Genomic DNA, 23,173 nt, shown 5'->3' with positions numbered 1-23,173 from the left:
GGGGGAGCGAATGCGACGTACGGCCTTCGTGCCCACCGCACCCCTCGTACATCTGCGCAGGAGCATCACACAGGCTGCACACTGCCTTTCGAAAGCGTCGCTACTTTTACCTCCGGCTCGATCCCCCGTGCGAACGAGACCGGCCACGGCCACCGGGCCGATGGTGCAGCCGACTCAGGAAGACCAGATGGACTACTGCTCCTCGTGCCGTCGGCATCTCAACGGCGCCCTGGCGTGTCCCGGATGCGGCGCCTACGCCCCCGACATCGCTCCCCCCGTCCAGTACCGCACGACGACGGGCGTGGCGGCGACAGCGGCGTGGGACACGGCGCCCACCTGGCACGACGCGGGTCTCCACGAGGAGCCGGCGTCCGACGACTCCGCCGGGTTCCCGTCCGAGGACGTGGCGGACGCGCCGGTGGCGGCGGAGGGCCGGGCCGCACGGCGGCGTCAGCGGGCCCGCTGGCGCAAGAACCAGCGCAAGGCCGTCGTCGCGACCGCCGTCGCCCTCGTCGGGGGCGGTCTGACCGCCGCCTCGATGAGCCAGCAGTCCAACGTCCGCACCCAGGCGGCGACTTCGCCGGACAACCGGTCCATGGGCGGGGCTGAGCTGCCGACCTCGGACGACACCCGCACGGGGTCCACGCCGGCCGAGGCGTACAAGGCCTCCACGGCGACGCCCGCCGCGAGGACCGCCTCGCACCGGGGGGCGGCCGGCTCGGCGTCCACCACCACCCGCTCGTCGGTTCACGTCGACTCGGCCGACGTCCCGAAGCCCACGGCGACGACCGGCTCGGGCTCGGGGTCGCACTCCACGCTCTCGGCGTCGGTCGCGGCCGGCGTCGGCTCCGCCGCCGACACGGCGACGGAGCAGACCCCTTCGTCCACGGCCACGGACACCACGACGACCACCAGCACGGACTCGGGCACGAGCCCGAGCACCGACAACTCGCAGACGTCGCAGACCTCTACGACTCCCTCGTCGTCGGCGACCGAGCCGGCGCAGCTGTGCGTGCTCAACCTGCTCTGCATCAGCTGACCGCGGGCCCGGCCCTGGACTGGCGGCGGCCCGTTTCGGCTACCAGCACAGCGGTAGCGTGGCGAGGTGCTCTTCGAGCAGGCCGGAGATGATCCGGTGGTCCCGTGCGGAGGGGTGCCAGTCGCAGCCGAGATGGTCCAGGGCGGGATCGTCGTAGTACCAGTGGCCCACCCGGTCGTCGCCCCGCGCGTTCCGGGTCCGGGCGATCCGCTCGACGGTGTCGGCGAACGTGGTGGTGCCAAGGCTCGCGGCGCTGACGACGAGGAAGGTCCTGGGGCCGTAGCGGGCACGCAGCTTGTCGAGGAAGCCGTGGTACGCGGACTCGTAGGCGGTGACCAACTCGGCCTCGGTGGCCCAGCTCTCCCCCGGATTCAGGGGTGTTGAGAAGTCGTTGAGGCCGAGCCCGATGACGACGGCCTGCGGCCGCCAACTGGCCGGCTTGCGCCAGACGTCGCCCTCGATGTTCAGCAGGGCACGGTCGTAGTAGGTGCGGAAGTCGGTGCCGGGGCTGCCGCCGTTGTAGTTGCGGACCATGCCGCGGCCCGAGAAGGCGTTGACCTGGTAGTCGGCGCCGAGGCTCTGGGCGGCGAGGGCTCCGAAGGAGAGGTCGGCGTCGGTGTTCCGGTTCACTCCCCCGTTGTTCGAGCAGTCCCGGGTGCCGGAGACGTTGCCGTAGCCGACGGTGTAGGAGTCCCCGATGTACTCGATCTGTCTGCGTCGAGCGGGCGGCCGGGCGAGGATCACCCCGCCGGGAGCGGCGACGAACCCTCCGAACCGGCCTTCACCCCAAGGGCTTTCCGTGCGTTTGACGAGCCGCACGCGGTGTTCGGTGTCGGCGAGGCCCTTGATCCAGGCGGTGGTCCGGCCGGGGGTGACGAGGGTGGCCGTGGTCGTGCCGTCGATCTGCACGTCGTAGTCGTTGTCGGAGTCGTCGAGGACCATGCCCACGCCTCGGCCGCGGAACCGGCCCTCGAAGTGGATGCCGGGCCAGCTGTACCGCACGAACCCGTCGGCGGCCTCGACGACCCGGCCCACCGTGTGGAACCGGGGCGGGGCGGCGGAGGCCCAGGACGGGGCGGCGACTCCGGCGACCAGACCGGCGGCGGCGCCGGTCACGAGGGTTCTGCGGGATAAGGAGCGGGGCTGAGGCGTCTCCATACGTCCATCCTTCGGTGGGGGGGGGACGGTTCTGGGGGATGCGGAAGCCTGTGCGGTTGCGGGTGCACTCTTCGGTTGCGGCCACAGAGCACTCCCCACCCGTCGCGGGAGCGCTCCCACACCCCTGGCGCTGTTCAAGGTGGCCGCCTCGCACTGCCCCGTCAACCCTTCCCGCGGAGTGTGTCGAGGAGGTGGGGCCAGGCAGCGGCGCCCAAGTGGGCGTCGGCCTCGGGTGTGCCTCCGTACCGGAAGCGCGGGGAGACCGGTGCGGGACTCTCGCCGGGCAGGCGCGGGCGGTGGCCGGCGTCCTGGCGGGCGACCAGTCGCACGGTGGCCCCGGCCGAACGTCGGCGCCCGGCCAGCTGTTCGGCGAAGGGAAGGGACGGCCACATCGCGTCGTCGCCGCCCGCGACCAGCAGGAGATCGGCCCGGGCCCGCTCCACGGGGATGTCCGCCGACGCAAGCAGGTGGGCGAAGGTCCGCTCGCTGCGTTCGTACCATCCGCGGACGGCGACGGGCCCGCCGTCCGGCTCTGCGGGAGTCCAGGAATCGTCCAGCGGGACGAAGGGCAGCGCCTGCTGCCGCCAGGTCCAGGAGGATCGGTAGGGGTGCTGCGCTCCGTCGCGGCCCGGTCCGACGTTGCACCAGACCCGGGACGTGGGCGACAGCGCGACGACGGCGTCCACGCGCTGGTCGTGCGCCGCCGTCAGCAGGGCCGCCTCGGCTCCCTTGGAGACGCCGAGGATGCCGATGCGCACCGCCCCGTTCGCCTGGAGGACGTCGACCGCGGCGGTGAAGGTCTCCAGGGGGATCTCGCAGATCCCGGGAGGCTGGTCCGGCCCGCCGAACCAACGGATCGACAAGGCCGTCATGCCCTGACGGGCGAGCAGACGCGCCCGCTCCCGTTCCACGCGCCCGCTGGAACCCGCCAGGACCAGCACACCGAGGTCACTGCCATCGGCCGGGGCAGCGAGCATCCCTTCCCAGGGGTCGGTCAGCTCGCGTTCGATGACGGTGCGCACTTGTCCTCAGCCCCAGGCCGTCACCGGCACGAAGGAGCTGTCCTGGCGGAACAGATCCGTTCCGTCCGTCCGGTCCACGCGGAGTTGGTAGTTGTAGTGGCGCAGGTAGTACCCGGGATAGTTGTACGACTCCCAGCGGATCGAGCCCGCGGACGAGCCCGTGCGGGCGATGAACGTCGCGTCCTTGGCGAAGGTCGATGTGCCGTCGTTGGCGTCGAAGCGGCCACGGAAGTCCCAGTGGCGCAGGTAGGTGCCGGAGGAGTCGCGGAAGGAGTAGCCGCCCGAGTCGGCGAGGCCCGCGACGACCGTGAACGTGGACGCCGTCTTCTCGGCCGAGGTGCTGGAGCCGGTCACCACCGGGAGGTTGAGCAGCGAGGACTGTGTCTGCCAGTACCGCGTGGGGAAGTTGGCCGACTGGAAGGAGCGGGTGACGTTCTTCGCGAGCGAAGGCCCGCCGGACACGGTCTCCTTGATGACCGTGAAGTGGCGTGCCGTACCGGAGACGACCGGCAGCGCGGCCGGTGCCGACCAGGTCGCGAAGGTGTCGTAGCTGTCGCTGTAGTAGTACTTGCCGTCGCCGTAGCCGTCGAAGAAGATCCGCCAGCCACCGTTGTCCAGCTGGATCACGGACGGGCCCTCGCGGTAGCTGCCCCAGCCCGCCCAGTCGCCGGTCCTGGAGATCGTGTAGGGGCCGGTGAGCGCGGAGCCGGTCGCGTACTCGATGTACTTCGCCGTCTCGTTCTTGGTGAAGGCGTGGTAGGTCGAGCCGACCTTCACGATGTACGTGTCGATGTGGTTCGCGCCGATGCCGGACAGGGCGACCGGTGAACTCCAGGCCGTCAGCGCGGAGTTGGATGCCTTGAGCCGGTACGGCGTGAAGATCCACTCATCGCTGGTGAGCGAGCAGGACACGATGACGTTCACGCTGCCGTCGCTGTCGACGAACCACTCCGGCGCCCACGCGCGGGACAGGCCGGCGATGGGGACCGTGTAGTCGTACAGGAAGGTCCAGTTGGACCGGTCGGAGCTGCGCGCGAATCCGATGGTGGTGCTGACGTCCTGCCAGGTGTGGGTGGTGTAGGTGACGTAGTAGTAGCCGTCGGTGTGCTTGAGGACGCTCGCGTCGCGGATCCTGCCCGCGGGCGGGGTGTAGGCGGAGGACTTGAGCAGCCTGAAGTCCGTGGCGTCGTCGGACTGGTAGACGTTCACGGTGCCGTCGTTGCTGTTGAGGAACGGCACGATCGTGTAGCGGGTGGCCGAGCCGCTGGGCGGGGCGGCGGCCAGGGCCGTGCCTGCCAGACCGGGCAGTTCGCCCAGCAGGACGGCCGAGGCGGGCAGAGCCGTCATCGCGCGCAGCAGGGTGCGCCGGGACGGCATGGGGGGACGTGTGGTCACGGGCGGCTCTCCCTCGAACCAGAACAAGACGCGGCTACGACGTCCGAGGCGTCCGAAATAGCGAACGAAGTTCGGAAAGTCGATCAGAAGGTAGGGCTGAGGCATACACGAGTCAATGCTTTACGCAGGAACAGGTGAGCCCTGTGGGAGCCCTGTGGTTCACGTCGGCCCCCTGCGGCCCGGCACCGAACGGCCGCTCCCGCCAAGCCGGTTCCGGCGAAGCGCTTTCCGACGTTACTGTTCGGTAGGCAACGTCGTCCCGGAGGTGTCCCCCATGACGCACGACCGTTCCCCAGGCCTGGTGGAGACCGCCCGGGCGCTGGCCGACGGCACGATCACCTCGCGGGCGCTCGTCGAGCGGACCCTGGCACGGATCGGGACCTCCCAGGACGCCCTCAACGCCTTCCGGATCGTACGGACCGAAGCCGCCCTCGCCGAGGCCGACGCCGCGGACCAGGAGCTGGCCGCAGGGATACGCACACCACTGCTCGGGGTGCCGGTCGCCGTCAAGGACGACATGGACGTGGCCGGTGAACCCACCGCCTTCGGCTGCCGGGGTGAGTTCCCGGCGGTCGCCAGGGACGGTGAGGCGGTACGACGGCTGCGCGCGGCCGGGGCCGTGATCGTCGGCAAGACCAACACCTGCGAGTTCGGGCAGTGGCCGTTCACCGAGGGGCCGGCCTTCGGCGCCACCCGCAATCCATGGAGCCCCGAGCACACGCCGGGCGGTTCGTCCGGCGGGTCCGCCGCGGCCGTCGCCGCCGGTCTCGTGCCCGCCGCACTCGGCTCCGACGGGGCGGGATCGGTACGCATCCCCGCCTCCTGGACCCACCTCGTCGGCATCAAGCCGCAGCGCGGCCGCATCTCCACCTGGCCCCGCGGCGAGTCCTTCCAGGGCATCACCGTCAACGGCACCCTGGCCCGCACGGTCGCCGACGCGGCCCTGCTCCTCGACGCGGCGAGCGGCAACCACGCCCTGGACCCGCACCGCCCGCCCGCCGTCGACGCCCGCGCCGCGGTGGGCCGCGACCCCGGCCGGCTGCGCATCGCGCTCGCCCTGAAGCCGCCGTTCACCGCGCTGCCCGCCCGGCTCCAGCCGGAGGTACGCGCCCGGATCGTCGAACTCGCCGAGAAGCTGGCCGACTTGGGGCACACAGTCGAGGAGGCCGACCCGCCGTACGGCCAGATCGGGCTCACGTTCGTCCCGAGGGCCACCGCCGGCCTCGCCGAACGGGTCCGGGAAGCACCCTTCCCCGCGCTCCTCGACCGCCGCACCCGCGACGCGGCCCGGCTCGGCGGACTGCTCGGCGGCCTCCCGCTGCGGGCGGCACGGCGCGCGGAGGCGGTCCTGCACCGCCGTATCGGCGGGTTCTTCACGTCGTACGACGTCGTCCTCGCCCCGACCACGGCCGCTCCCCCGCCGCGCATCGGCGCGATGCTCGGCCTGGGCGGGCTGGCCACCGACCGGGCGATGATCGCCGCCTGTCCCTACGCCTGGCCGTGGAACGTGCTGGGCTGGCCCGGCGTCAACGTGCCCGCCGGATTCGTCGCCGGAGCTCTGCCCGTCGGGGCCCAGCTGCTCGGGCCGGCGAACAGCGAGCCGCTTCTGCTGTCGCTGGCCGCGCAGTTGGAGTCGGAGCTGCGCTGGCACGAGAGCCGGCCGCCCCAGCGGGCCGCCGTGGATTCCCCAGCCGTGTGACGGCACTTCCGGCCGTACCCTGTGACCATGGACGATGCGTCGATGGTCGGGCTCATGGGGCGGGTCACGGGGACGATAGGACCGGGGCTCGTCGGCGAGGTGATCGTCCGGGTCCGGGGCGGCGCCGAGCACTTCCTCGCCTACCCCGCCACCGGCACGGACCGGATGGAGCGGGGGACGGTGGTGATGGTGGTGGAGTACCTGCCGCCGAGGACGGTCTACGTGCAGGCCGCGTACGACAGTTGAGCCCGCTGACGCGCAGGTGAGAGTCGTAGTATCAAGGTTTCGACAAGGAATCGCAGGCGTCTGTATTCCGGTGTCGGACAGGCGCACACTCCCTTCGTTCGGTGCCGAAAGGGCACCATCCAAAGGGGGCGTATGCCGATGATTGTCGGCGTCGTTGCGGGGGTGGCCGTTGCTGCCATCGCCGCTCTGATCGGTCTGTTCAAACTGATGTGGCGTGTCGCGGAACCCAACGAGGCACTGATCATCTCGGGTTCCAACCACAAGACCGAGGGGCTCGAAGCGGGCATGGGATTCCGCATCGTCACCGGGCGGGGCACTCTGGTGCTGCCCGGTGTGCAGGCGGTGCGCAAGCTCTCGCTCGACCTGAACGAGACCGAACTGCACGTGGACTGCGCGACGCACCAGGGCATTCCGCTCAGAGTGCGGGGCGTGGTCATCTTCAAGGTGGGCGACGACTTCGTGTCGATCGCCAACGCGGGGCGCCGTTTCCTCGACCAGCAGAAGCTGATGTCGGAGCGCGTGCACAACGTGTTCGCCGGTCATCTCAGGTCCATCGTCGGCGGATTGACCGTCGAGGACATGATCCGCGACCGGGAGAAGCTCACCGGCCAGACCCGGGCCGCCTGCGGCACGGAGATGGAGAAGCTGGGGCTCATCGTCGACTCCCTGCAGATCCACGAGATCGAGGACCCGACCGGGTACATCAAGAACATGGCGATGCCGCACGCGGCCGCCGTCCAGCGGGACGCACGCATCGCGCAGGCGGAGGCGAACCGGCTGGCCACCGAGGCCGAGCAGCAGTCGTACGCACGGATGGCCGAAGCCACCCGGGACAGCGAGATCCTCCAGGCCGGCTACCAGGCGGAGCGGGACAAGGCAGCCGCGAAGGCGCAGCAGGCCGGCCCGCTCGCCGACGCGGCGGCCCGGCAGGAGGTCGTCATCCAGGAGACCAAGGTCGCCGAACTCGAGGCGCACCGGCGCGAACAGCAGCTCCAGGCGGACGTCCGCAAGCCGGCGGACGCCAAGGCCTACGAGAAGCGCACGCTCGCGGAGGCCGAGCGCGATGTGCGCATCTCGGCGGCCGAGGCCAAGGCCAAGGAGACGGAGCTCGCCGCGGCGGCCGAGGCCACCCGGGTCAAGACGGCCGCGGGTGCCGAGGCCGAGGCGACCAAGGCCCACGGTACGGCCCTGGCCGCGTCGACCCGGGCCACCGGTGAGGCCGAGGCCGCGGCGGCTCAGGCCAGGGGTCTCGCGGAGGCGGAAGCGGTCAGGGCGAAGGGACTCGCGGAGGCGGAGACCATCAAGGCCCGCGCCGCCGCCCTCGCCGAGAACCAGGAGGCGGTCGTCGCCCAGCAACTCGCCGAGAACTGGCCGGAGATCGTCAGGGCGGGCGCGTCCGCGTTCGGCAACGCCGACAACATGGTGATCCTCAACGGCGCCGACGGCATGGCGGACATGTTCGCCAAGGCGCTCACCATGGGCGGCACCGGGCTGGGGCTGGCACGTCAGCTGCTGTCGTCGATGAACCAGGACGGACAGGACCGGAACGGACAGGACCGGGGCGGTCCGGACCCGGCCGGGACTTCGCCGCTGAACGGGCTGGTCAAGCCGCCGCCCGCGCAGCGGGTGCCGGTCCAGGAGGACTGACCCACCGCGCTCACGGGGGCACCCCTTAAGGTGCCCCCGTGACTGCGTTTACCCATGACACCGATGAGAACGTCCCCGGCCGCCACGGCGGCACCGCCACCACCGAGGCCGACCCCCGTGAGGTCGGCACGGTACGCACCGAGTACTCCCCCGCGCACGACGGCGACCCCGACCCCGGGGAGATCGTGTGGACCTGGGTCCCCTTCGAGGAGAACGACGGACGCGGCAAGGACCGTCCCGTGCTAGTGGTCGCCCGCGAGGCGGCCGGCACCTTCCTCGCCGTACAGCTGTCGAGCAAGCGGCACGACGGGGACCGGGAGTGGGTCGCCATCGGGGACGGCCCCTGGGACAAGTCCGGGCGGGACTCCTGGGTGGACGTCGACCGCATCCTGCGGCTCCACGAGGCGGGCATGCGCCGGGAGGCATGCGCGCTGGACCGGGGACGGTTCAACCTGGTCAGGAACCGGCTGCACGAGCGGTACGGCTGGACCTGACTAACCCTGGTTCTGGAGCCGCCGCTCCGCGAACGCGGCGACGAACGCCTCGCGCACGACCGCGCCCCGCGTCCGGTCCAGCACCCCGAACACCACGTGCTCGAAGGCCCCGGCGAACCGTCCGCCGGGTCCGAGCAGCTTCCGGAACGCCCCGGCCACCTGTGCGGGGTCGTTCTGGAACACCCCGCAGCCCCAGGCGCCCAGGACCAGTCGCGGGTGGCCGTGGGCCACGGCCACCTCCAACACCCGCTCGGCGCGCACCGCGAGGGCCCGCGGCAGTTCGGTCGCGCGCTCCGGTGCCGTACGCAGCACGACGCCCGCGTTCGGGGCCGCCGCCGTCAGGAAGGCCACGAGGTGCGCCGAGTCCAGCAGTCGGCCGCGATCGTCCCGGAAGACGGGCACGTCCGGTGAGTGGATGACCCGGTCCGTGTAGAACGGGTCGCGGTGGGACCGGTGGTGGTCGTAGAACTCACGGGCCCGAAGCTGGCAGGTGTACAGCGCGGAGGCCCGGCACAGGGCCTCCTCCTGGGCCTGGGCGCCGTTCAGATAGCCGCCGCCCGGATTGCGGGCCGAGGCGAAGTCCAGCACGGCCACGCGCCCGCCGAGCCGGCGGGCCGCCTCCAGACTGCTCTCGCCCGTGACCTCGACGCAGGTGTCCACGGGTTCGAAGGGCGGGACCTCCACGGGATCCGGCCCGTACATCCGTGTCCCGGCCCGCGCCGCCTCGATCGCGGCGGCCACGGAGACCTCGCGCCCGTCCGGAGCCCGGTAGCGCCCGGCCTCGACGATCTGTTCCGTCTCGTGCGCGATACCGCGCAGCCGCGCGCTCATGGCGCTACCCCCGTAAGCGCCATGAGCGCGCGTCGCGCGGACTCCCCCGTCGTGCCCATGGAGGAATCGTGCGCGATGCTGGTGATGCGGTGCAACAGGGTTTCCGGGGCCCCTCAGACGGGGGAAACGCCCCGAAAACCCCGGGGAAACGGAGCTTCTCGGCCCCGAATGCGGAGATGTGCCCCCTTGTGCGGATCGGCATCAGGGTCTTGGGTGGGACGAGCGTTGCCGGTCCGACCCACCTGATCCCCGGACCGGTGGCATGGTGGAATCTCAGGAGGATCCCGACATGTCCGACACACCGAGCGACTGTACGCCGGCCGACTGTACGAAGCCGCGTACGTCCCTGCCCGAAGCCGAACTGGAGGCCCTGGTCCGCGGTATCTGCTTCAAGACCGGCCCGCCCCGCCGTATCGGGGTGGAAGTTGAATGGCTCGTCCACGAGCTGCGCGACCCGCGGCTCCCCGTGACACCCGAACGACTCGCGGCGGCCTACGCCGCACTGCGGACCGTGCCCCTGAAGTCGGCGCTCACCGTCGAACCGGGCGGCCAGCTGGAGCTCAGCTCGCAGCCCGCCGACTCCCTGATGGAGTGCATCGGTACCGTCTCCGACGACCTCGCCGCCGTCCGGGCGGCTCTCGCCGAGCACGGCCTCGGCCTCGTCGGTATCGGCCACGACCCCTGGCACCCGCCCCGCAGGTTCCTGCACGAACCGCGCTACGACGCCCTGGAGACCTGCCTCGACCGCACCGGCCCGGCCGGCCGCTCGATGATGTGCGCCTCGGCCTCCGTGCAGGTGTGCGTGGACGCCGGGCACGAGGAGCCCGGGCCCCTGGGCCTGGGACGCCGCTGGTTGCTGGCGCACCGGCTGGGCCCCGTCCTGGTGGCCGCCTTCGCCAACTCCCCCCTCGCCGCCTCACGGCCCACCGGCTGGCTCTCCACGCGCCAGCTGATATGGACCGAGATCGGCAAGGGCCGGGCGGGCGGGCCCGCCCTGGACACGGACCCCCGCAGCGCCTGGACCACGCACGTCCTGGACGCGCCGGTGATGTGCATACGGCAGGACAGCGGCCCCTGGGACGTCCCGGAAGGGCTCACGTTCCGGGAGTGGGCCAGGTCAGGAGTGCCCCGGCAGCCGACCCGGGACGATCTCGACTACCACGTCTCGACCCTGTTCCCGCCGGTCAGACCGCGCGGCCACCTCGAACTGCGCATGATCGACGCCCAGCCGGGCGAGAACGGCTGGATCGTGCCGCTCGCCGTGACGGCCGCGCTCTTCGACGACCCGGAGGCCGCCGAGACCGCCTACCGGGTGGTGAAGCCCCTGGCGGAGCGCACCGGCTCGCAGCCCGCCCCGCACAACCCCCTGTGGGTCGACGCGGCGCGCGACGGCCTGACCGACCCCGAGCTCCACGAGGCGGCGATCGCGTGCTTCGCGGCGGCCCTGGAGGCCCTGCCCCGGCTGGGCGCCACCGCCGAGGTCACGGACGCCGTCGAAACGTATCTGCACCGCTATGTGATCCGGGGTCGCTGCCCCGCCGACGATCTGCTGGACCGGACGCACGGTTCACTCGGGAAGGAACTCAGCACATGACCGACCCCTCCGCCGACGCCTCGGTCGACTCCTTCGACCCCGAGGCCTTCCGCGAGCGGGCCGTGGCCACCCTGGTCACCGCACGGGACCGTACGACCCTCCTGACCAGCTGCGTGGAGGACCCCGACCTGACCGCACAGCACTCCCCGCTCATGTCGCCGCTCGTGTGGGACCTCGCCCACATCGGCAACCAGGAGGAGCAGTGGCTGCTGCGGAACGTCGCCGGGCAGGAGGCGATACGGCCCGAGATAGACGGCATCTACGACGCCTTCGAGCACCCGCGCTCCGAACGCCCCACCCTGCCCCTGCTGTCGCCCGCGGAGTCCCGGCGTTACGCGGCGGAGGTCCGTGGGCGGGTCCTCGACGTCCTGGAGGGCACCGCGCTGCACGGCACCCGGCTCACCGAGGCCGGTTTCGCCTTCGGGATGGTCGCGCAGCACGAACAGCAGCACGACGAGACCATGCTGATCACCCATCAGCTCCGCAAGGGCCCGCAGGCCCTGACCGCGCCGGATCCCGGTCCGGCCCCGCTGTTCACCGGTCCGGCCGAAGTCCTCGTCCCCGGCGGCCCGTTCACCATGGGCACCTCCGACGAACCCTGGGCGCTGGACAACGAACGCCCCGCCCACCGGCGTGAGGTGGACGACTTCCACATCGACACCACTCCGGTGACGAACGCCCAGTACCAGGCGTTCATCGAGGACGGCGGCTACGACGACCAACGCTGGTGGGCCCCGGCCGGCTGGGCGCACATCCGCGAACACTCCCTCCACGCCCCGCTGTTCTGGAGCCGCGACGGCAAGCAGTGGCTGCGCAGGCGCTTCGGCGTCACCGAGGTCGTGCCGCCGAACGAGCCGGTGGTCCACGTGTGCTGGTACGAGGCCGATGCGTACGCCCGCTGGGCCGGACGGCGGCTGCCGACCGAGGCGGAGTGGGAGAAGGCCGCCCGCCACGACCCGGCGGGCGGCCGCTCCACGCGCTACCCGTGGGGGGACGCCGACCCGGCACCGGAGCACGCCAACCTGGGTCAGCGGCACCTGCGTCCCGCGCCCGCCGGAAGCTATCCGGAGGGCGAATCGCCGCTCGGTGTACGTCAGTTGATCGGTGACGTGTGGGAGTGGACGGCGAGCGACTTCGAGCCCTACCCGGGGTTCCAGGCGTTCCCGTACAAGGAGTACTCGGAGGTGTTCTTCGGCCCCGACCACAAGGTGTTGCGCGGCGGTTCGTTCGCCGTGGACGCGGTGGCCTGCCGCGGCACGTTCCGCAACTGGGACCTTCCGATCCGGCGGCAGATCTTCTCCGGCTTCCGCACGGCCCGTTCGGGAGCCGTCTGATGTGCCGTCACCTCGCATACCTGGGTCCCGAGGAACCACTCGGCCGGCTCCTCGTGGAGCCCGCGCACAGCCTGTACCGCCAGTCGTGGGCACCACGGCGACAGCGACACGGCACGGTCAACGCCGATGGTTTCGGCGTCGGTTGGTACGCCGAGGGCGACCCGGCCCCGGCGCGCTACCGGCGGGCCGGGCCCATCTGGGCGGACCTGTCGTTCGCGGACCTGGCACGGGTCGTGCGGACGGAGGCCGTCCTGGCCGCCGTCCGGGACGCGACCCTGGCGGGAGCCGACGCCGAGGCCGCGGCGGCGCCGTACGCCTCGGGGCCCTGGCTGTTCAGCCACAACGGTGCGGTCGCGGGCTGGCCTCGTTCCCTGGCCGCGCTGACCGCAGCCGTGCCCCCGGCGGACCTGCTGTCGATGGAGGCCCGCAACGACTCGGCGTTCGTGTGGGCGCTGGTCCTGAACCGGCTGCGCGGCGGCGACGAGGAGGGCCAGGCCCTCGCCGACACGGTCCTGGAGGTGGCCGAGGCCGCACCGGCCTCGCGGCTCAACCTCCTTCTGACCAACGGTGAGTCGATCGCGGCGACCGCCTGGGGCGACACCCTCTGGTACCTCTCACGCCCCGGCGGCGGCACCGTCGTGGCCTCCGAGCCGTACAACGACGACCCGCACTGGCAGGAGGTCCCCGACCGCACGCTCCTCGCGGCGAGCCGCACCGACATCCTACTCACGCCACTCAAGGAGCCGTCCGCGGAGCCACTGAAGGAGCCCCGCACATGAGCCCGTTCCCTCTGTGGGGGTCAGAACGCCCGCAGTCCGCCGCCGACCGAAGTGAGGCACCCGTGACCGGCACCCGCACCTACGGCTACACCAACACCCTGGACGCCGAGCACTACGCCAGGGCCCTGCGCGCCGACATCCGGACCGGCCTGACGAGTACTCCGAAGTCCACCGCTCCCACCTGGTTCTACGACGCCCGCGGCAGCGAACTGTTCGAGGAGATCACCCAGCTCAAGGAATACCCGCTGTGGCGTGCGGAGCTGGGGTTGTTCGTGCTCCACGCCCGCGACATCGCCGAGCGCACCGGGGCCCGCAGCCTCGTGGAACTCGGGTCGGGCAGCAGCACGAAGACGAAACTGATCCTGGAGGCCCTCGGCCCGGCGGGACTCCACTACGTCCCCGTCGACGTCAGCGAGGACGCCCTGCACCAGGCCGGCGCGCACCTCGTGCAGGAGTATCCGCAGCTCACGCTCCATGCCCTTCGTGCCGACTTCACGGCTCCTCTGACGCTGCCCGAACCGCCCGTCGGCGCGCCCCGGTTGATCGCCTTCATCGGCAGCACTCTGGGGAACTTCCGCCGGTCCGTCCGTGTCCCCTTCCTGCGGGAGATCCGAAGCCTCATGCGCCCCGAGGACTTCCTGCTGATCGGCGCCGACCTGGTCAAGGACACCCAGGAGATGATCGCGGCCTACGACGACTGTGAAGGCGTCACCGCTCAGTTCAACAAGAATCTCCTGTACGTCCTCAACCGCGAACTGGACGCCGACTTCGAGCCCGATGCCTTCGAGCACCGGGCCGTGTGGAACGACGCCGAACAGCACATCGAGATGAGGCTGCGCAGTCTCACCGAGCAGCGCGTCTCGGTCCGGCAGCTCGGTCTCACGGTGCACTTCGACCGTGGAGAGGAATGGATCACTGAACGGAGCGCGAAGTTCACCACGGACGGACTGCGGTCGGAACTGACGGCCGCGGGCCTTCAGACCGACCAGGTGTGGGCCGACTCCGAGGCGGGCTTCGCAGTCACCCTCGCCACCGCGCACCGGGCCGGACCCCGGATCGTCAGGCGCTGAGCGCGTCGATCAGCGCCTTGGTCACGTCCTCGGTCGTGGCCGTGCCTCCGACGTCGCGGGTGAGGACGCCCGCGGCGGCGGTGGCCTCGATCGCCTTGTTCAGGCGGGCCGCCTGGTCGGCCAGGCCGAAGTGCTCCAGCATCAGGGCCGCACTGCCGACCGCGCCGATCGGGTTGGCCAGGCCCTGGCCGGCGATGTCCGGGGCGGAGCCGTGCACCGGCTCGAACATGCTGGGGAAGCGGCCCTCGGGGTTGAGGTTGGCGCCGGCGGCCAGACCCAGGCTGCCAGCGAGGGCGCTGCCGAGGTCGGAGAGGATGTCGGCGTTGAGGGGGCCGATCACGTCGCCTGCGTCGAGGTGCACTACGAGGTCGACAACTGCTCCGGAAGGTCAACGCCCGTGTCTCGACGGCCCGAACGCGTCTGGAGCAGCGCATGCGTGAGCCGTGTGTCGCGACCTGTGCCGCGACACACGGCGGGGTGACGCTGCCGAACTCAGAACATGGTGTTGTCGTTGGCGCTCTTCTCGGGCACCTCCTGGATCACGTCCCAGTGCTCGACGATCCTTCCGTCGGAAAGGCGCCAGAAGTCGGCGACGGCCATGCCCCGGTCGCCGGGCTTGAGGTGCAGGTTGCTGTGGGTGACCACGAGGTCCCCTTCGGCGAGGGCCCTCTTGATGTCCAGGCGCAGATCGGGGAACTGCCCGCGCAGCCAGTGGACATAGCCCACGAACGCCTGGGGGCTGTCCTGCGCCTCGGGGTTGTGCTGGGTGTAGCTCTCCCCGAGATACGCGGCGGCGGCCTCTTCCGGCTGGTAGTCGTTGAACGACTGCTCGTAGAACGCGATGACGAGCGCCTTGTTGTCGGCAGCGGACACGTGCTTCCCCTCTCCACGGAGGTGGTACGGATGGCTGCTCTGCGGATGCCGGGTGGGCCTGTCAGGCGTTCATGGCGTCGCGGACGAGAGCGGTGTCGACGAACTGTTCGAAGCGCACGATGAGTCCGCCGCGTACGACGAAGTGGTGCGCGACCCGCACGTCGATCGCCTTGCCGGTGGCCTTGTTGGTGGCGGTGTAGCGGGCCAGGACGACGACGTTCTCCCCGTCGACGACATAGGTGTCGTCATGGGCGGCCCAGCCCTCCCACTCCTTGCCCAACTGCTCCATCACGTTGGCGGTGACCCCCTCGGGGGTGCGGTAGGTGCCGGCCAGCGGGAAGCCGGCCATCTCCGTCCACTCCACATCCGGGGCCAGCGTGGCCCGCAAGGCGTCCAGGTCCCCGGCGGCCGAGGCCAGGTACTGACGCCGTACTACATCGGCCGGCGCGGACGACGTGGCGAACGACGACTCGCTCATGGTCAGCCCCACTTCATCTCGCCCTTGGCGACCTTCGCACCGATCTGCGCGGCGATCAGCATGCCGTAGCCGGGGTAACGCTTGACCAGCGCCTCGGTCAGCGCGGCACCGTCGGCCGCCGCGGCCAGCTCCTCCTCGAACGCGACCAGGTACTCGCGGGTGGCGGAGATCGCGGAGGCGTCAGCGGGCGTGTTCGGCAGACGGTGGCCGGGGACGACCAGGTCCGGGTCGAGGGCGGCCATCTCGTCCAGCAGGTCGATCCAGGCGGCGCGGTCGGTGGGGGTGGCAGTGTCGGCGACCCAGACGTGCTCCTGCTGGAAGAGCAGCACTCCGCCCAGCAGAGCACGGGACTCGGCCTGCCACAGGTAGTGCCGGTCGGGCAGGCCGGCCGGGCCGCCCTTCAGCTCGAAGGTGTGGCCTTCCAGGGTGAGGTCGCCGGTGAGCGGGGTGAGGTCGACCAGGCGGGTGGGCAGGTTCGAGCCCAGCGCGGCCCACGCCTTCAGCTTGCCCTCGTAGGAGTCCTTGATGTGCTCGATGACCAGCGGAGTCGCCACGAACACCGCCTCGGGAAACGCGTCCGCGACGACCTCGGCGCCGAAGTAGAAGTCGGGGTCGGCGTGCGAGACGAAGACCGTGCTCAGCGTCTTGCCGGAGTCGAGGATCTCGGCGGCCAGCCGGTGGCCGTCGGCGCGGGTGAACGCGGCGTCCACCAGCAGCGCCTCGCTCTCGCCGGTGACCAGGGTGGCGGTCTTGTTCTTGGATCCGGCCGGGAAGTCCAGGTCCAGGACCTTGAAGGACAGGGTGCTCATCGTCGGTTCTCCTTGCGGGGGTGGAGAGGTGGGAAGAGGGACTTCAGGAAAGGCTCGCCAGGCGCCGGTCCACGTCATCGGCGGTGGCATGCCCGCGGGCCAGGACACTGACCTGCCGGCCGTCGACGGCGAGCAGGGTGGGAAAGCCGGTGACCCCGAGTTCGGCCGCGCGGTGGAAGTCGTCCGCCGCCGTGTAGGGCGCCTCATCGGACTCGAAAGCAGCGACCACGGCGTCGGCGTCCAGCCCGGCCCCCTCGGCGACCGCCCGGTAGGTGGCAGCCTCGGACAGGCTCGAACCGTCGACGTAGAACGCCTGCTGGAGGGCCACGACCAGCTCGGCCGCACGCTCGGGGGCCGCCTGGCGCAGGGCGGCGACACCGCGCGCGGCGGCCTCGGAGTCCATCACGAACGAGCCGTCGGCGATCAGCCGCTCGTACCCCTCACCGAACACGGCACCGGTCAGCTTGGCGATCTCCGCGTTCGCACCCTGCACATAGCCGAACTCACGGACGGGCACCCGCCTCGGGCCGGTGAACAGGCCGCCGGAGACCACCTCGACCGGCAGTTCGGGATGCCGCGCAATGACCTCGCGCAGGGTCGTGGAGAACCCGTGCGACCAGCCGCAGTAGGCGTCGAAGACATGGACGAGCTTCATCAGGGACCTCGGCAGGGTGGGGGCTCGCACCTTCCGCGAGCGATTCACCTGATCAAACAGTAACTGACTACTCAGATATTTCCGCCTTGTTGTGACCCGTGCCACACCATGGCGGGTGACGTCATTAGATCAGGGTTGTCGCCGAACCGCAGGTCAGGGCAGCCGGGGCAGTACGTCCCTGGCGGCGTGGCTGAGGATCCGCAGATCCTCGGCGAATCGCACGCGGTCCCCTGCGGGGAGAGGCTGCACGAAGTGCCGCTGGATGTTCTCCAGGTGGACCCGTGACGCGCGTACGGCCGTCTCCTCGCCCAGCGGGGTCAGGCGCACCAGTCGCCCGCGCCGGTCGCCGGGGTCCGCCGCGCGTTCGACCAGACCCGCCGCCTCCATACGGTCCACCAGACGCGTGGCGCCCCCGGTGGTCAGCACCTGTTCCTGCGCGACGGCCCGCATCGACAAGCCCGGGTCGCCCGCCCGGCCGAGGATCAGCAGGACCTCGAAGACCAGATGGCTGATGCCGCACTCCTCCTCGAGCGCCCGGCCGAGGATGTACTCCAGCCGGTTGGCCGCCCCTTGCAGGCGCCCGAACGCCAGAATGAGCTCATGCTCGGCGGCCTCCTTCGCCGTCCCGATCTCCGCTTCCTCGCTCACGGCCGCACCGCCCCCTCCACTCGTCCCGGTACCACCGTACCGATCATGCGGGGAACAGGCCGAGCGAGAGCCGCCCGGACCGGGAGAGTGGGCGAAGGTGAACGCCCGCCCTCCTGGCCGTCCGTGGCCGCTCAGTTGATGCGGACGATCTTCCGGAGCTGGTCGTCGACGTTCACGTCGGTCCCTTGGACGACGGAAGCGCCGTCGGTGGTGCCGCTCTGCCGGGTGCCTGCTCACCGCCGCTCTTGGCGTGCGGCGGCAGCGGTGCCGCGTCCGATCCGAGGACCCCCGGCGTCGACAAGGGCTGACACCTCCCGTCGCCCCCCACGTGACTACAACCCCGAGCAGGGGCCCGAGGAGGTCTGGGTCGAGGACATGCGCCTGACGGGCGAGGCCGGGGTGACCACGGTCGGCGTCGGCAGACCGACCGAGACGGTGGCCATGGGACCGGCTACGCGGAAAGTGGCCCACGTTCCTGACGCGCGCCGGGGCCAAGCAGCCGGCGGATGCGTTCGTACTCGGCGGCCATCTCCGGTGTGGCGAGGAAGTCGTCGAGGTCTGCGGATACCTCGTGGTCGATGTCCTCGATGGAACGGATGGCGAGTTCGTAGAGCTCACCGCGTCGGTTCTGATTCAGGTAGCTGTGCCAGTGCGCCAACGCCTGGACGGCGGTGAGGATTCCGGTGTCCAGATCGTCGTCGACCAGGATGCCGTCGTAGATCGTCGCGAGCTTGTCGTGCAGCTCGGGGGCACTGATCGTCAGGATGTTCGCGCAGGCGGTGACGAGTGCTGCCCGGGCTTCGTCGGTGAGTTCGTCCTCGACGGCGTCGCGGAACAGCTCTGACCGCACCAGACGAGTGACCGTCTCCTCCCCGAACGCCCGGACGTCTTCCTCGGTGGCTCCGACGATCAACTGAAGTACGTCCGTCTCGAGTTCGCTGTATCTCACGCCCGGAGCCTAGTGACCGACGGACGCGGTCCGGGAGTCAGCCGGCCGCACTGCTCACCACTGACGGCCGGTGGCGCCTCGTCGATCGGTGCCGCACGCGGAACGCCGGCCGGCCGGGGCTTCCGGCTGGACCGTATGACAGCAGCGACGCCCACCACAGAGCAGGCGCCGCAGCCCCCGACCTGATCTGCGGCCCACCCGCAGCGTCACCACGTCACATCGTCACTGTCAGTCGAGGGCCGCCGCCATACGTCGTACCGCCTCGGTGATCAGCTCGGGTGAGGTCGCCAGGTTCAGACGGGCGAAACCCGTGCCACCCGTGCCGAAGGGTTCGCCGGAGTTCAGGGCGACCCGGCCGCGTTCCAGGAAGACGGCCGCCGGATCGCCGGGCAGGTCGAGCGGGCGGCAGTCCAGCCATGCGAGGTAGGTGGCGCCGGCCGGTGCGTAGCGCACGGCGGGCAGGGATTCGGCGAGGAGCTCGGCCAGCAGCTGTCGGTTGTCGTCGAGGCCGGTGAGCAGGGCGTCGAGCCAGGCGCCGCCGTCCCGCAGCGCGGCCGTGTGCGCGATGACGCCGAGGTGGCTGGGACCGTGACCGACCTCTTCGGGCAGACGCGCGAGGTCGTCGGCCGCGTCGGGACCGGCGACAGCCACGGCGGCCTTGAGGCCGGCCAGGTTCCACGCCTTGGAGGCCGACATCAGCGAGAGCCCGTTCCCCGCGCCGGACACACTGAGGTAGGGGACGAAACTCTCGCCGACCGCCACGACGGGGGCGTGGATCTCGTCGGCCACGACCCGCACGCCGTAGGTCCGCGCCAGCGCGGCCACGGCCGTCAGCTCGTCGGCGGTGTGGACGGTGCCGGTCGGGTTGTGCGGGCTGCACAGCAGATACGCGGGCTGGCCCGCGCCCTTCGAGAGCCGCCCGAAGGTTTCCTCCAGGACACCGAGGTCGATCCGGCCGTCCGCGCCGAGCGGAGCCTCCACGGCCTGTCGGCCCATGCTCCTGACGAACTGGTAGAACGGCGGGTACACAGGGGAGTTGACGACCACAGGATCACTCGGTCCGGAGACCAGCTTGAGCATCTCGACGATGCCCAGCATCACGTCGGGGACGATCGCCGTGCGCTCCACCGCGAGCCCGTCCCAGCCCCACCGCTTGCCTGCGAAGTCGGCCAGCGCCTCCGCGTACGCCGTGCCGACCGGGTAGCCCGTGTCTCCCAGCGTCACCGCGTCCCGGATCGCCTGGGCGACGGGTTCGGCCAGGGGGACGTCCATCTCGGCCACCCACAGCGGCAGCACGTCCGCCGGGTATGTCCGCCACTTCATGCTCGTACGCCGTCGGAGCTCTTCCAGGGAGAGACGGCGCAGTGGATTCGCGGGGATGGGAGTGATGGGAGCAGGGATGTGGCGAGGCATACCGTCCATGGGCCAACGGTAGGTGATGGCGTCCGCGGCCCCCTTGGAGCCTGTGGGGCTTCGGACGGGGCATCGGTCGCGACGCCGGTGAGGGCTGCTTCCGGCCTCGACGGGTTGCCCGGTGTGTGTAAAGAGTGCATGCGGACGGCTCGCGTTCCGCCGTGGCCTGGGGCACGGTGGAGTGACGCCTGACACTGCTGTCACGGCGGAGAGGAGCACCCGCATGTCGAACCACACGTACCGGGTCACCGAGATCGTGGGCACCTCGCCCGACGGCGTGGACCAGGCGATCAACAACGGGATCCGCCGTGCCTCGCAGACCCTGCGGAACCTCGACTGGTTCGAGGTGATCCAGGTGCGGGGCCAGATCGAGGACGGGCAGGTCGCCCACTGGCAGGTGGGACTGAAGGTCGGCTTCCGCCTCGACGAGTCCGACTGACGGTCCGCACCGCCCCTCCGCAGCACCTCGGACTCAGCTCCGGCTCACGTCCGGCTCAGGTCCGCCCCTCCCGCTCCTGCGCCACTTCGAGCTCGGCGGAGGGGGCGGTCCAGCATGCCCGTACGACCTTGAAGCCGGCGCGCTGGGCGTCGTCGCAGACCAGCTCGTCGTCGTCCACCAGGACCCGGATCTTCCGACTGCCCGCGAGCCGCTTCAGGATCTCCAGCTTGGTGCGCCGGGCGGGCCGCCGGTCGTCGTTGCGCCGCATGTACACGCGCCCCTCCGGGAGCCCCTGCGCGGCGAGCCAGGCGAGCGTGTCGCGTCGGCAGCGCTCGGGGCGGCCTGTGAGGTAGACGACCTCGCACTCCTCGGCGCTCTCCAGCACCAGCGCGATGCCCTGCGGGAGCGGTGGGTCATGGGGCGCGGCCGCGAAGAAGGCGTCCCAGTCGCGCGGCTTGCGTTCCAGGAACCGCTGCCGGTGGGCCGTGTCGGCCAGGGTGTTGTCCAGGTCGAACACGGCGAGCGGACGCTTGTCACTGTCGGTCACACCGCCCACCCTAGCCGCGGCGCCCGACCCCGCCCCGCCCGCCTGTCCTGCCGACCCGGCAACCTTCCCGCCCCGGGCGGCCACTCCCCCGCGACAGAACCGGAACTGGCGGTCGGGCCGAGGCGGGAGACTCCATGCGTGTGAAGACGGCGATCTGGACGGTGGCACTGGTGGGCGGGGCACTGGCCACGGCCTTACCGGCGAGCGAGGCGTCCGCGGCGCCGACGACCCTGGTGGTGGCGACGAACGGAGCCGACACGGCCCCGGGCACGCTCGCCCGGCCGCTGCGGACGATCCAGCGGGCGGTGGATCTGGCGCGGCCCGGCGACAGCATCGCCGTACGCGGCGGGACGTACGCCCTCACCGACAACGTCACCATCACCACCTCCGGCACCGCGTCCCTGCCCATGTCCCTCGGCGCCTACCAGGGCGAGCGGGTCGTGGTCGACGGTGAGCAACTGGCCGCGAGCCACACCCCGGTCGGCGGGAGCATCCCGCGGGCCGAGCGGGGGGCGATCCACCAGGAGGCCTCGTACTGGCGGATCTCGGACCTGGAGATCGTGAACGGCCCCTACGGTGTCTATTGCGACGGCTGCAACGGCAATGTCTTCGCCCGTCTGAAGACCCACGACAACTACGAGTCGGGCTTCCAGCTGCAGGGTGCCTCCAGCAACAACCAGATCCTGAACCTGGACAGTTACGCCAACCGCGACCCGCGCAAGAACGGCGAGAGCGCGGACGGGCTCGCCGTCAAGGAGGGCAGCGGCACCGGCAACGTGGTGCGGGGCGCGAGGCTGTGGAACAACGTCGACGACGGCTTCGACGACTGGAAGTTCACCTCGCCGGTCCTGATCGAGAACACGATCTCGTACGGCAATGGCTTCAACCGCTGGAACTTCCCCGACTTCGCGGGCGACGGCAACGGCTTCAAGCTCGGCGGGGGCAGCCCGGCACCGGCGGTGGCGCACGTCGTGCGCAACTCGATCGCCTTCAAGAACGCCGCCCACGGCATCACCGACAACGGCAACACCGGTGCCCTCGCCGTGAGTCGGAACACGACCTGGGCCAACGGCGGCACCGGCTTCGACGCCGACGTATCCGGCGGCACGGCCAAGCTGACCGCGAACCTGTCCGTCGCCGACACGAAGGCGGCCGCCTTGGGTTCGGCGACCGTGTCCAGCGGCAACTCCTGGGACTTGGGCGGCACGTGGAACGCGGCCTCGGTGCTGAGCACGGATCCGGCGGCCGTCACGGGACCGCGAGCGGCCGACGGATCACTGCCGTCCGCGGCCGGTTTCCTGGTGCCGCGCAGCGGGGCGGCCGTCGGAGCCCGGTTCTAGCGGGCGGCACCCCGCCCACACGTCACGATCGGTGCAGGCCGCATGCTTCTCCCATGTCCTCGACGCCCCGTACGTTCCTGGCCGGCTCCGGCTCCTGCACCCTCGTCGTCTGCCGGGGCTGCTGCTGCGGCGACGCCCGCAAGCACCCCGGCACCGACCACAGCTGGCAGTTGGAACTCCTGCGGGCCGGCGCGGCCGAGCACGGCTTCCAGGTCCGTACGACCGACTGCCTGGGCCCCTGCGACCAGGCGAACGTCATCGTCGTGCGCCCCTCGGCCGCCGGGCGCCGTGCGGGTGGCCGGGCCGCGTGGATCGGGTTCGTCATGGACGACGAGGGCACCGAGGACGTCGTGCGGTGGGCGGCGGCGGGCGGCCCCGGCGTCGCCGAGCCGCCGCTCACACTGGTGCTGCAGTTCATCGAGCCGCCCCGGGAGGCCCGAGTGAAGTCCCGTCGCCGCCGCTGATTGTTAATGGGATCCATTTTCATGTAGCGTCCTCGATGCTCACCCACCGAGGCGACCGAAGAGGTTCCCGCCATGGCTGTCCCCAAGCGGAAGATGTCCCGCAGCAACACCCGCCACCGCCGCTCCCAATGGAAGGCCACCACCACGCAGTTGGTGCCGGTCACGATCGACGGCGTCGCACATCTCGTCCCGCAGCACCTGGTCAAGGCGTACGAGCGCGGCCTGCTGCGCCCCGAGGGCTGAGGGCCGG

At 71.1% G+C, this 23,173-nt stretch carries 25 protein-coding genes and 2 pseudogenes; 14 read left to right on the top strand and 13 right to left on the bottom strand.

Annotation, left to right across the window (positions count from 1 at the left end):
- The first annotated feature begins 187 nt into the window (after positions 1-187).
- Positions 188-1,039: an SCO2400 family protein gene (locus OHT57_RS42385; protein ID WP_328752269.1), complete on the top strand. Its 852-nt coding sequence runs from the start codon at positions 188-190 to the stop codon at positions 1,037-1,039.
- A 39-nt stretch (positions 1,040-1,078) separates the two neighbouring features.
- Here OHT57_RS42385 and OHT57_RS42380 read toward each other — a convergent pair whose 3' ends face one another.
- From OHT57_RS42380 to OHT57_RS42370, 3 genes are all read right to left on the bottom strand, one after another.
- Positions 1,079-2,197 carry an SGNH/GDSL hydrolase family protein gene (locus OHT57_RS42380; RefSeq protein WP_328752268.1) on the bottom strand — a complete coding sequence of 373 codons (1,119 nt, stop codon included), beginning with the start codon at positions 2,195-2,197 and terminating at the stop codon, positions 1,079-1,081.
- Positions 2,198-2,358: 161 nt separating this feature from the next.
- Positions 2,359-3,219, bottom strand: coding sequence for an acyl-CoA thioester hydrolase/BAAT C-terminal domain-containing protein (locus OHT57_RS42375; protein ID WP_328752267.1), 861 nt, complete (start codon positions 3,217-3,219; stop codon positions 2,359-2,361).
- A 6-nt stretch (positions 3,220-3,225) separates the two neighbouring features.
- On the bottom strand, positions 3,226-4,614 hold the full coding sequence (locus OHT57_RS42370) for a glycoside hydrolase family 43 protein (protein ID WP_328752266.1): 1,389 nt from the start codon (positions 4,612-4,614) through the stop codon (positions 3,226-3,228).
- A 274-nt stretch (positions 4,615-4,888) separates the two neighbouring features.
- Here OHT57_RS42370 and OHT57_RS42365 point away from each other — a divergent pair, with 274 nt between their 5' ends.
- The 4 genes from OHT57_RS42365 to OHT57_RS42350 all read left to right on the top strand — a co-directional run bounded on the left by OHT57_RS42365 (position 4,889) and on the right by OHT57_RS42350 (position 8,700).
- Positions 4,889-6,313, top strand: coding sequence for an amidase (locus OHT57_RS42365; RefSeq protein WP_328752265.1), 1,425 nt, complete (start codon positions 4,889-4,891; stop codon positions 6,311-6,313).
- A gap of 27 nt (positions 6,314-6,340) precedes the next feature.
- On the top strand, positions 6,341-6,559 hold the full coding sequence (locus tag OHT57_RS42360) for a hypothetical protein (protein WP_328752264.1): 219 nt from the start codon (positions 6,341-6,343) through the stop codon (positions 6,557-6,559).
- A 132-nt stretch (positions 6,560-6,691) separates the two neighbouring features.
- Positions 6,692-8,206 (top strand): flotillin family protein, encoded by a 1,515-nt coding sequence (locus OHT57_RS42355; RefSeq protein ID WP_328752263.1) that lies wholly within the window; start codon positions 6,692-6,694, stop codon positions 8,204-8,206.
- Positions 8,207-8,244: 38 nt separating this feature from the next.
- Positions 8,245-8,700, top strand: a complete 456-nt coding sequence (locus tag OHT57_RS42350) for a type II toxin-antitoxin system PemK/MazF family toxin (RefSeq protein WP_328752262.1) — start codon at positions 8,245-8,247, stop codon at positions 8,698-8,700.
- On the opposite strand, the gene OHT57_RS42345 is transcribed toward OHT57_RS42350, so the two are convergent.
- Positions 8,701-9,531 (bottom strand): TIGR02452 family protein, encoded by an 831-nt coding sequence (locus tag OHT57_RS42345; RefSeq protein ID WP_328752261.1) that lies wholly within the window; start codon positions 9,529-9,531, stop codon positions 8,701-8,703.
- Positions 9,532-9,820: 289 nt separating this feature from the next.
- On the opposite strand from OHT57_RS42345, the gene egtA reads away from it, so the two are divergent.
- From egtA to egtD, 4 genes are read left to right on the top strand one after another with little or no spacing between them, the layout of a single operon-like run.
- The gene (gene egtA / locus OHT57_RS42340; protein ID WP_328752260.1) at positions 9,821-11,125 is read left to right on the top strand and encodes an ergothioneine biosynthesis glutamate--cysteine ligase EgtA; all 1,305 of its coding nucleotides are present in this window, start codon (positions 9,821-9,823) and stop codon (positions 11,123-11,125) included.
- The gene (egtB, locus tag OHT57_RS42335) at positions 11,122-12,459 is read left to right on the top strand and encodes an ergothioneine biosynthesis protein EgtB (RefSeq protein WP_328752259.1); all 1,338 of its coding nucleotides are present in this window, start codon (positions 11,122-11,124) and stop codon (positions 12,457-12,459) included. Before egtA ends, egtB begins: the two co-directional genes overlap by 4 nt.
- Positions 12,459-13,238, top strand: a complete 780-nt coding sequence (egtC, locus tag OHT57_RS42330; RefSeq protein ID WP_328752258.1) for an ergothioneine biosynthesis protein EgtC — start codon at positions 12,459-12,461, stop codon at positions 13,236-13,238. Before egtB ends, egtC begins: the two co-directional genes overlap by 1 nt.
- Entirely contained in the window at positions 13,235-14,308 is a 1,074-nt protein-coding gene (egtD, locus tag OHT57_RS42325; protein WP_328752257.1) for an L-histidine N(alpha)-methyltransferase, read from the top strand. The genes egtC and egtD overlap by 4 nt, the downstream gene beginning before the upstream one ends.
- On the opposite strand, the pseudogene OHT57_RS42320 reads toward egtD, so the two are convergent.
- The 6 genes and pseudogenes from OHT57_RS42320 to OHT57_RS42295 all read right to left on the bottom strand — a co-directional run.
- Positions 14,298-14,648, bottom strand: a pseudogene (locus OHT57_RS42320) (isocitrate/isopropylmalate family dehydrogenase); the annotation flags it as partial. The gene egtD and the pseudogene OHT57_RS42320 overlap by 11 nt on opposite strands.
- A 152-nt stretch (positions 14,649-14,800) precedes the next feature.
- Complete coding sequence (locus OHT57_RS42315) at positions 14,801-15,181, bottom strand: nuclear transport factor 2 family protein (RefSeq protein ID WP_328752256.1); 381 nt, start codon at positions 15,179-15,181, stop codon at positions 14,801-14,803.
- A gap of 61 nt (positions 15,182-15,242) precedes the next feature.
- Positions 15,243-15,659 carry a nuclear transport factor 2 family protein gene (locus tag OHT57_RS42310; RefSeq protein WP_328752255.1) on the bottom strand — a complete coding sequence of 139 codons (417 nt, stop codon included), beginning with the start codon at positions 15,657-15,659 and terminating at the stop codon, positions 15,243-15,245.
- 2 nt (positions 15,660-15,661) lie between these two features.
- The gene (locus tag OHT57_RS42305) at positions 15,662-16,468 is read right to left on the bottom strand and encodes an MBL fold metallo-hydrolase (RefSeq protein ID WP_328752254.1); all 807 of its coding nucleotides are present in this window, start codon (positions 16,466-16,468) and stop codon (positions 15,662-15,664) included.
- Between the two features lie 43 nt (positions 16,469-16,511).
- Positions 16,512-17,123 carry a DsbA family protein gene (locus OHT57_RS42300; protein WP_328753488.1) on the bottom strand — a complete coding sequence of 204 codons (612 nt, stop codon included), beginning with the start codon at positions 17,121-17,123 and terminating at the stop codon, positions 16,512-16,514.
- Positions 17,124-17,276: 153 nt separating this feature from the next.
- Positions 17,277-17,771 (bottom strand): MarR family winged helix-turn-helix transcriptional regulator, encoded by a 495-nt coding sequence (locus OHT57_RS42295; RefSeq protein WP_328752253.1) that lies wholly within the window; start codon positions 17,769-17,771, stop codon positions 17,277-17,279.
- A 276-nt stretch (positions 17,772-18,047) separates the two neighbouring features.
- Between OHT57_RS42295 and OHT57_RS42290 the strand changes: the two are divergent.
- Positions 18,048-18,191, top strand: a pseudogene (locus tag OHT57_RS42290) (beta-galactosidase); the annotation flags it as partial.
- Between the two features lie 31 nt (positions 18,192-18,222).
- Here the strand turns inward: OHT57_RS42290 and OHT57_RS42285 are convergent.
- The gene (locus OHT57_RS42285; RefSeq protein ID WP_328752252.1) at positions 18,223-18,720 is read right to left on the bottom strand and encodes a hypothetical protein; all 498 of its coding nucleotides are present in this window, start codon (positions 18,718-18,720) and stop codon (positions 18,223-18,225) included.
- A gap of 228 nt (positions 18,721-18,948) precedes the next feature.
- Positions 18,949-20,133: a MalY/PatB family protein gene (locus OHT57_RS42280; RefSeq protein ID WP_443053647.1), complete on the bottom strand. Its 1,185-nt coding sequence runs from the start codon at positions 20,131-20,133 to the stop codon at positions 18,949-18,951.
- A 223-nt stretch (positions 20,134-20,356) separates the two neighbouring features.
- On the opposite strand from OHT57_RS42280, the gene OHT57_RS42275 reads away from it, so the two are divergent.
- Positions 20,357-20,572 (top strand): dodecin, encoded by a 216-nt coding sequence (locus OHT57_RS42275; protein WP_328752249.1) that lies wholly within the window; start codon positions 20,357-20,359, stop codon positions 20,570-20,572.
- Between the two features lie 55 nt (positions 20,573-20,627).
- Here the strand turns inward: OHT57_RS42275 and OHT57_RS42270 are convergent, their stop codons facing one another.
- Positions 20,628-21,119, bottom strand: coding sequence for a phosphatase domain-containing protein (locus OHT57_RS42270; protein WP_328752248.1), 492 nt, complete (start codon positions 21,117-21,119; stop codon positions 20,628-20,630).
- A 134-nt stretch (positions 21,120-21,253) separates the two neighbouring features.
- On the opposite strand from OHT57_RS42270, the gene OHT57_RS42265 reads away from it, so the two are divergent.
- The 3 genes from OHT57_RS42265 (at position 21,254) to rpmF (ending at position 23,166) form a co-directional block, all read left to right on the top strand.
- Complete coding sequence (locus tag OHT57_RS42265; protein ID WP_328752247.1) at positions 21,254-22,459, top strand: right-handed parallel beta-helix repeat-containing protein; 1,206 nt, start codon at positions 21,254-21,256, stop codon at positions 22,457-22,459.
- Positions 22,460-22,512: 53 nt separating this feature from the next.
- Entirely contained in the window at positions 22,513-22,923 is a 411-nt protein-coding gene (locus tag OHT57_RS42260; protein WP_328752246.1) for a (2Fe-2S) ferredoxin domain-containing protein, read from the top strand.
- 72 nt (positions 22,924-22,995) lie between these two features.
- Complete coding sequence (gene rpmF, locus OHT57_RS42255; RefSeq protein ID WP_328752245.1) at positions 22,996-23,166, top strand: 50S ribosomal protein L32; 171 nt, start codon at positions 22,996-22,998, stop codon at positions 23,164-23,166.
- Positions 23,167-23,173 lie beyond the last annotated feature (7 nt).

This window comes from Streptomyces sp. NBC_00285 (assembly GCF_036174265.1).
In the GTDB taxonomy this organism is placed as follows: domain Bacteria; phylum Actinomycetota; class Actinomycetes; order Streptomycetales; family Streptomycetaceae; genus Streptomyces.
Note: the sequence above shows the minus strand (reverse complement) of the source record. Positions and strands in the feature narration are given on the sequence as shown.

Bases quoted from the DNA above. Each gene is read 5' to 3' on its own strand.
- egtD (WP_328752257.1), top strand. From the start codon at position 13,235: ATGAGCCCGTTCCCTCTGTGGGGGTCAGAACGCCCGCAGTCCGCCGCC.
- OHT57_RS42355 (WP_328752263.1), top strand. From the start codon at position 6,692: ATGCCGATGATTGTCGGCGTCGTTGCGGGGGTGGCCGTTGCTGCCATC.
- egtB (WP_328752259.1), top strand. From the start codon at position 11,122: ATGACCGACCCCTCCGCCGACGCCTCGGTCGACTCCTTCGACCCCGAG.
- egtC (WP_328752258.1), top strand. From the start codon at position 12,459: ATGTGCCGTCACCTCGCATACCTGGGTCCCGAGGAACCACTCGGCCGG.
- OHT57_RS42305 (WP_328752254.1), bottom strand. From the start codon at position 16,468: ATGAGCACCCTGTCCTTCAAGGTCCTGGACCTGGACTTCCCGGCCGGA.
- egtA (WP_328752260.1), top strand. From the start codon at position 9,821: ATGTCCGACACACCGAGCGACTGTACGCCGGCCGACTGTACGAAGCCG.
- OHT57_RS42310 (WP_328752255.1), bottom strand. From the start codon at position 15,659: ATGAGCGAGTCGTCGTTCGCCACGTCGTCCGCGCCGGCCGATGTAGTA.
- OHT57_RS42280 (WP_443053647.1), bottom strand. From the start codon at position 20,133: ATGCCTCGCCACATCCCTGCTCCCATCACTCCCATCCCCGCGAATCCA.
- OHT57_RS42385 (WP_328752269.1), top strand. From the start codon at position 188: ATGGACTACTGCTCCTCGTGCCGTCGGCATCTCAACGGCGCCCTGGCG.
- OHT57_RS42365 (WP_328752265.1), top strand. From the start codon at position 4,889: ATGACGCACGACCGTTCCCCAGGCCTGGTGGAGACCGCCCGGGCGCTG.
- OHT57_RS42260 (WP_328752246.1), top strand. From the start codon at position 22,513: ATGTCCTCGACGCCCCGTACGTTCCTGGCCGGCTCCGGCTCCTGCACC.
- OHT57_RS42275 (WP_328752249.1), top strand. From the start codon at position 20,357: ATGTCGAACCACACGTACCGGGTCACCGAGATCGTGGGCACCTCGCCC.
- OHT57_RS42265 (WP_328752247.1), top strand. From the start codon at position 21,254: ATGCGTGTGAAGACGGCGATCTGGACGGTGGCACTGGTGGGCGGGGCA.
- OHT57_RS42345 (WP_328752261.1), bottom strand. From the start codon at position 9,531: ATGAGCGCGCGGCTGCGCGGTATCGCGCACGAGACGGAACAGATCGTC.
- OHT57_RS42380 (WP_328752268.1), bottom strand. From the start codon at position 2,197: ATGGAGACGCCTCAGCCCCGCTCCTTATCCCGCAGAACCCTCGTGACC.
- OHT57_RS42300 (WP_328753488.1), bottom strand. From the start codon at position 17,123: ATGAAGCTCGTCCATGTCTTCGACGCCTACTGCGGCTGGTCGCACGGG.
- rpmF (WP_328752245.1), top strand. From the start codon at position 22,996: ATGGCTGTCCCCAAGCGGAAGATGTCCCGCAGCAACACCCGCCACCGC.
- OHT57_RS42360 (WP_328752264.1), top strand. From the start codon at position 6,341: ATGGACGATGCGTCGATGGTCGGGCTCATGGGGCGGGTCACGGGGACG.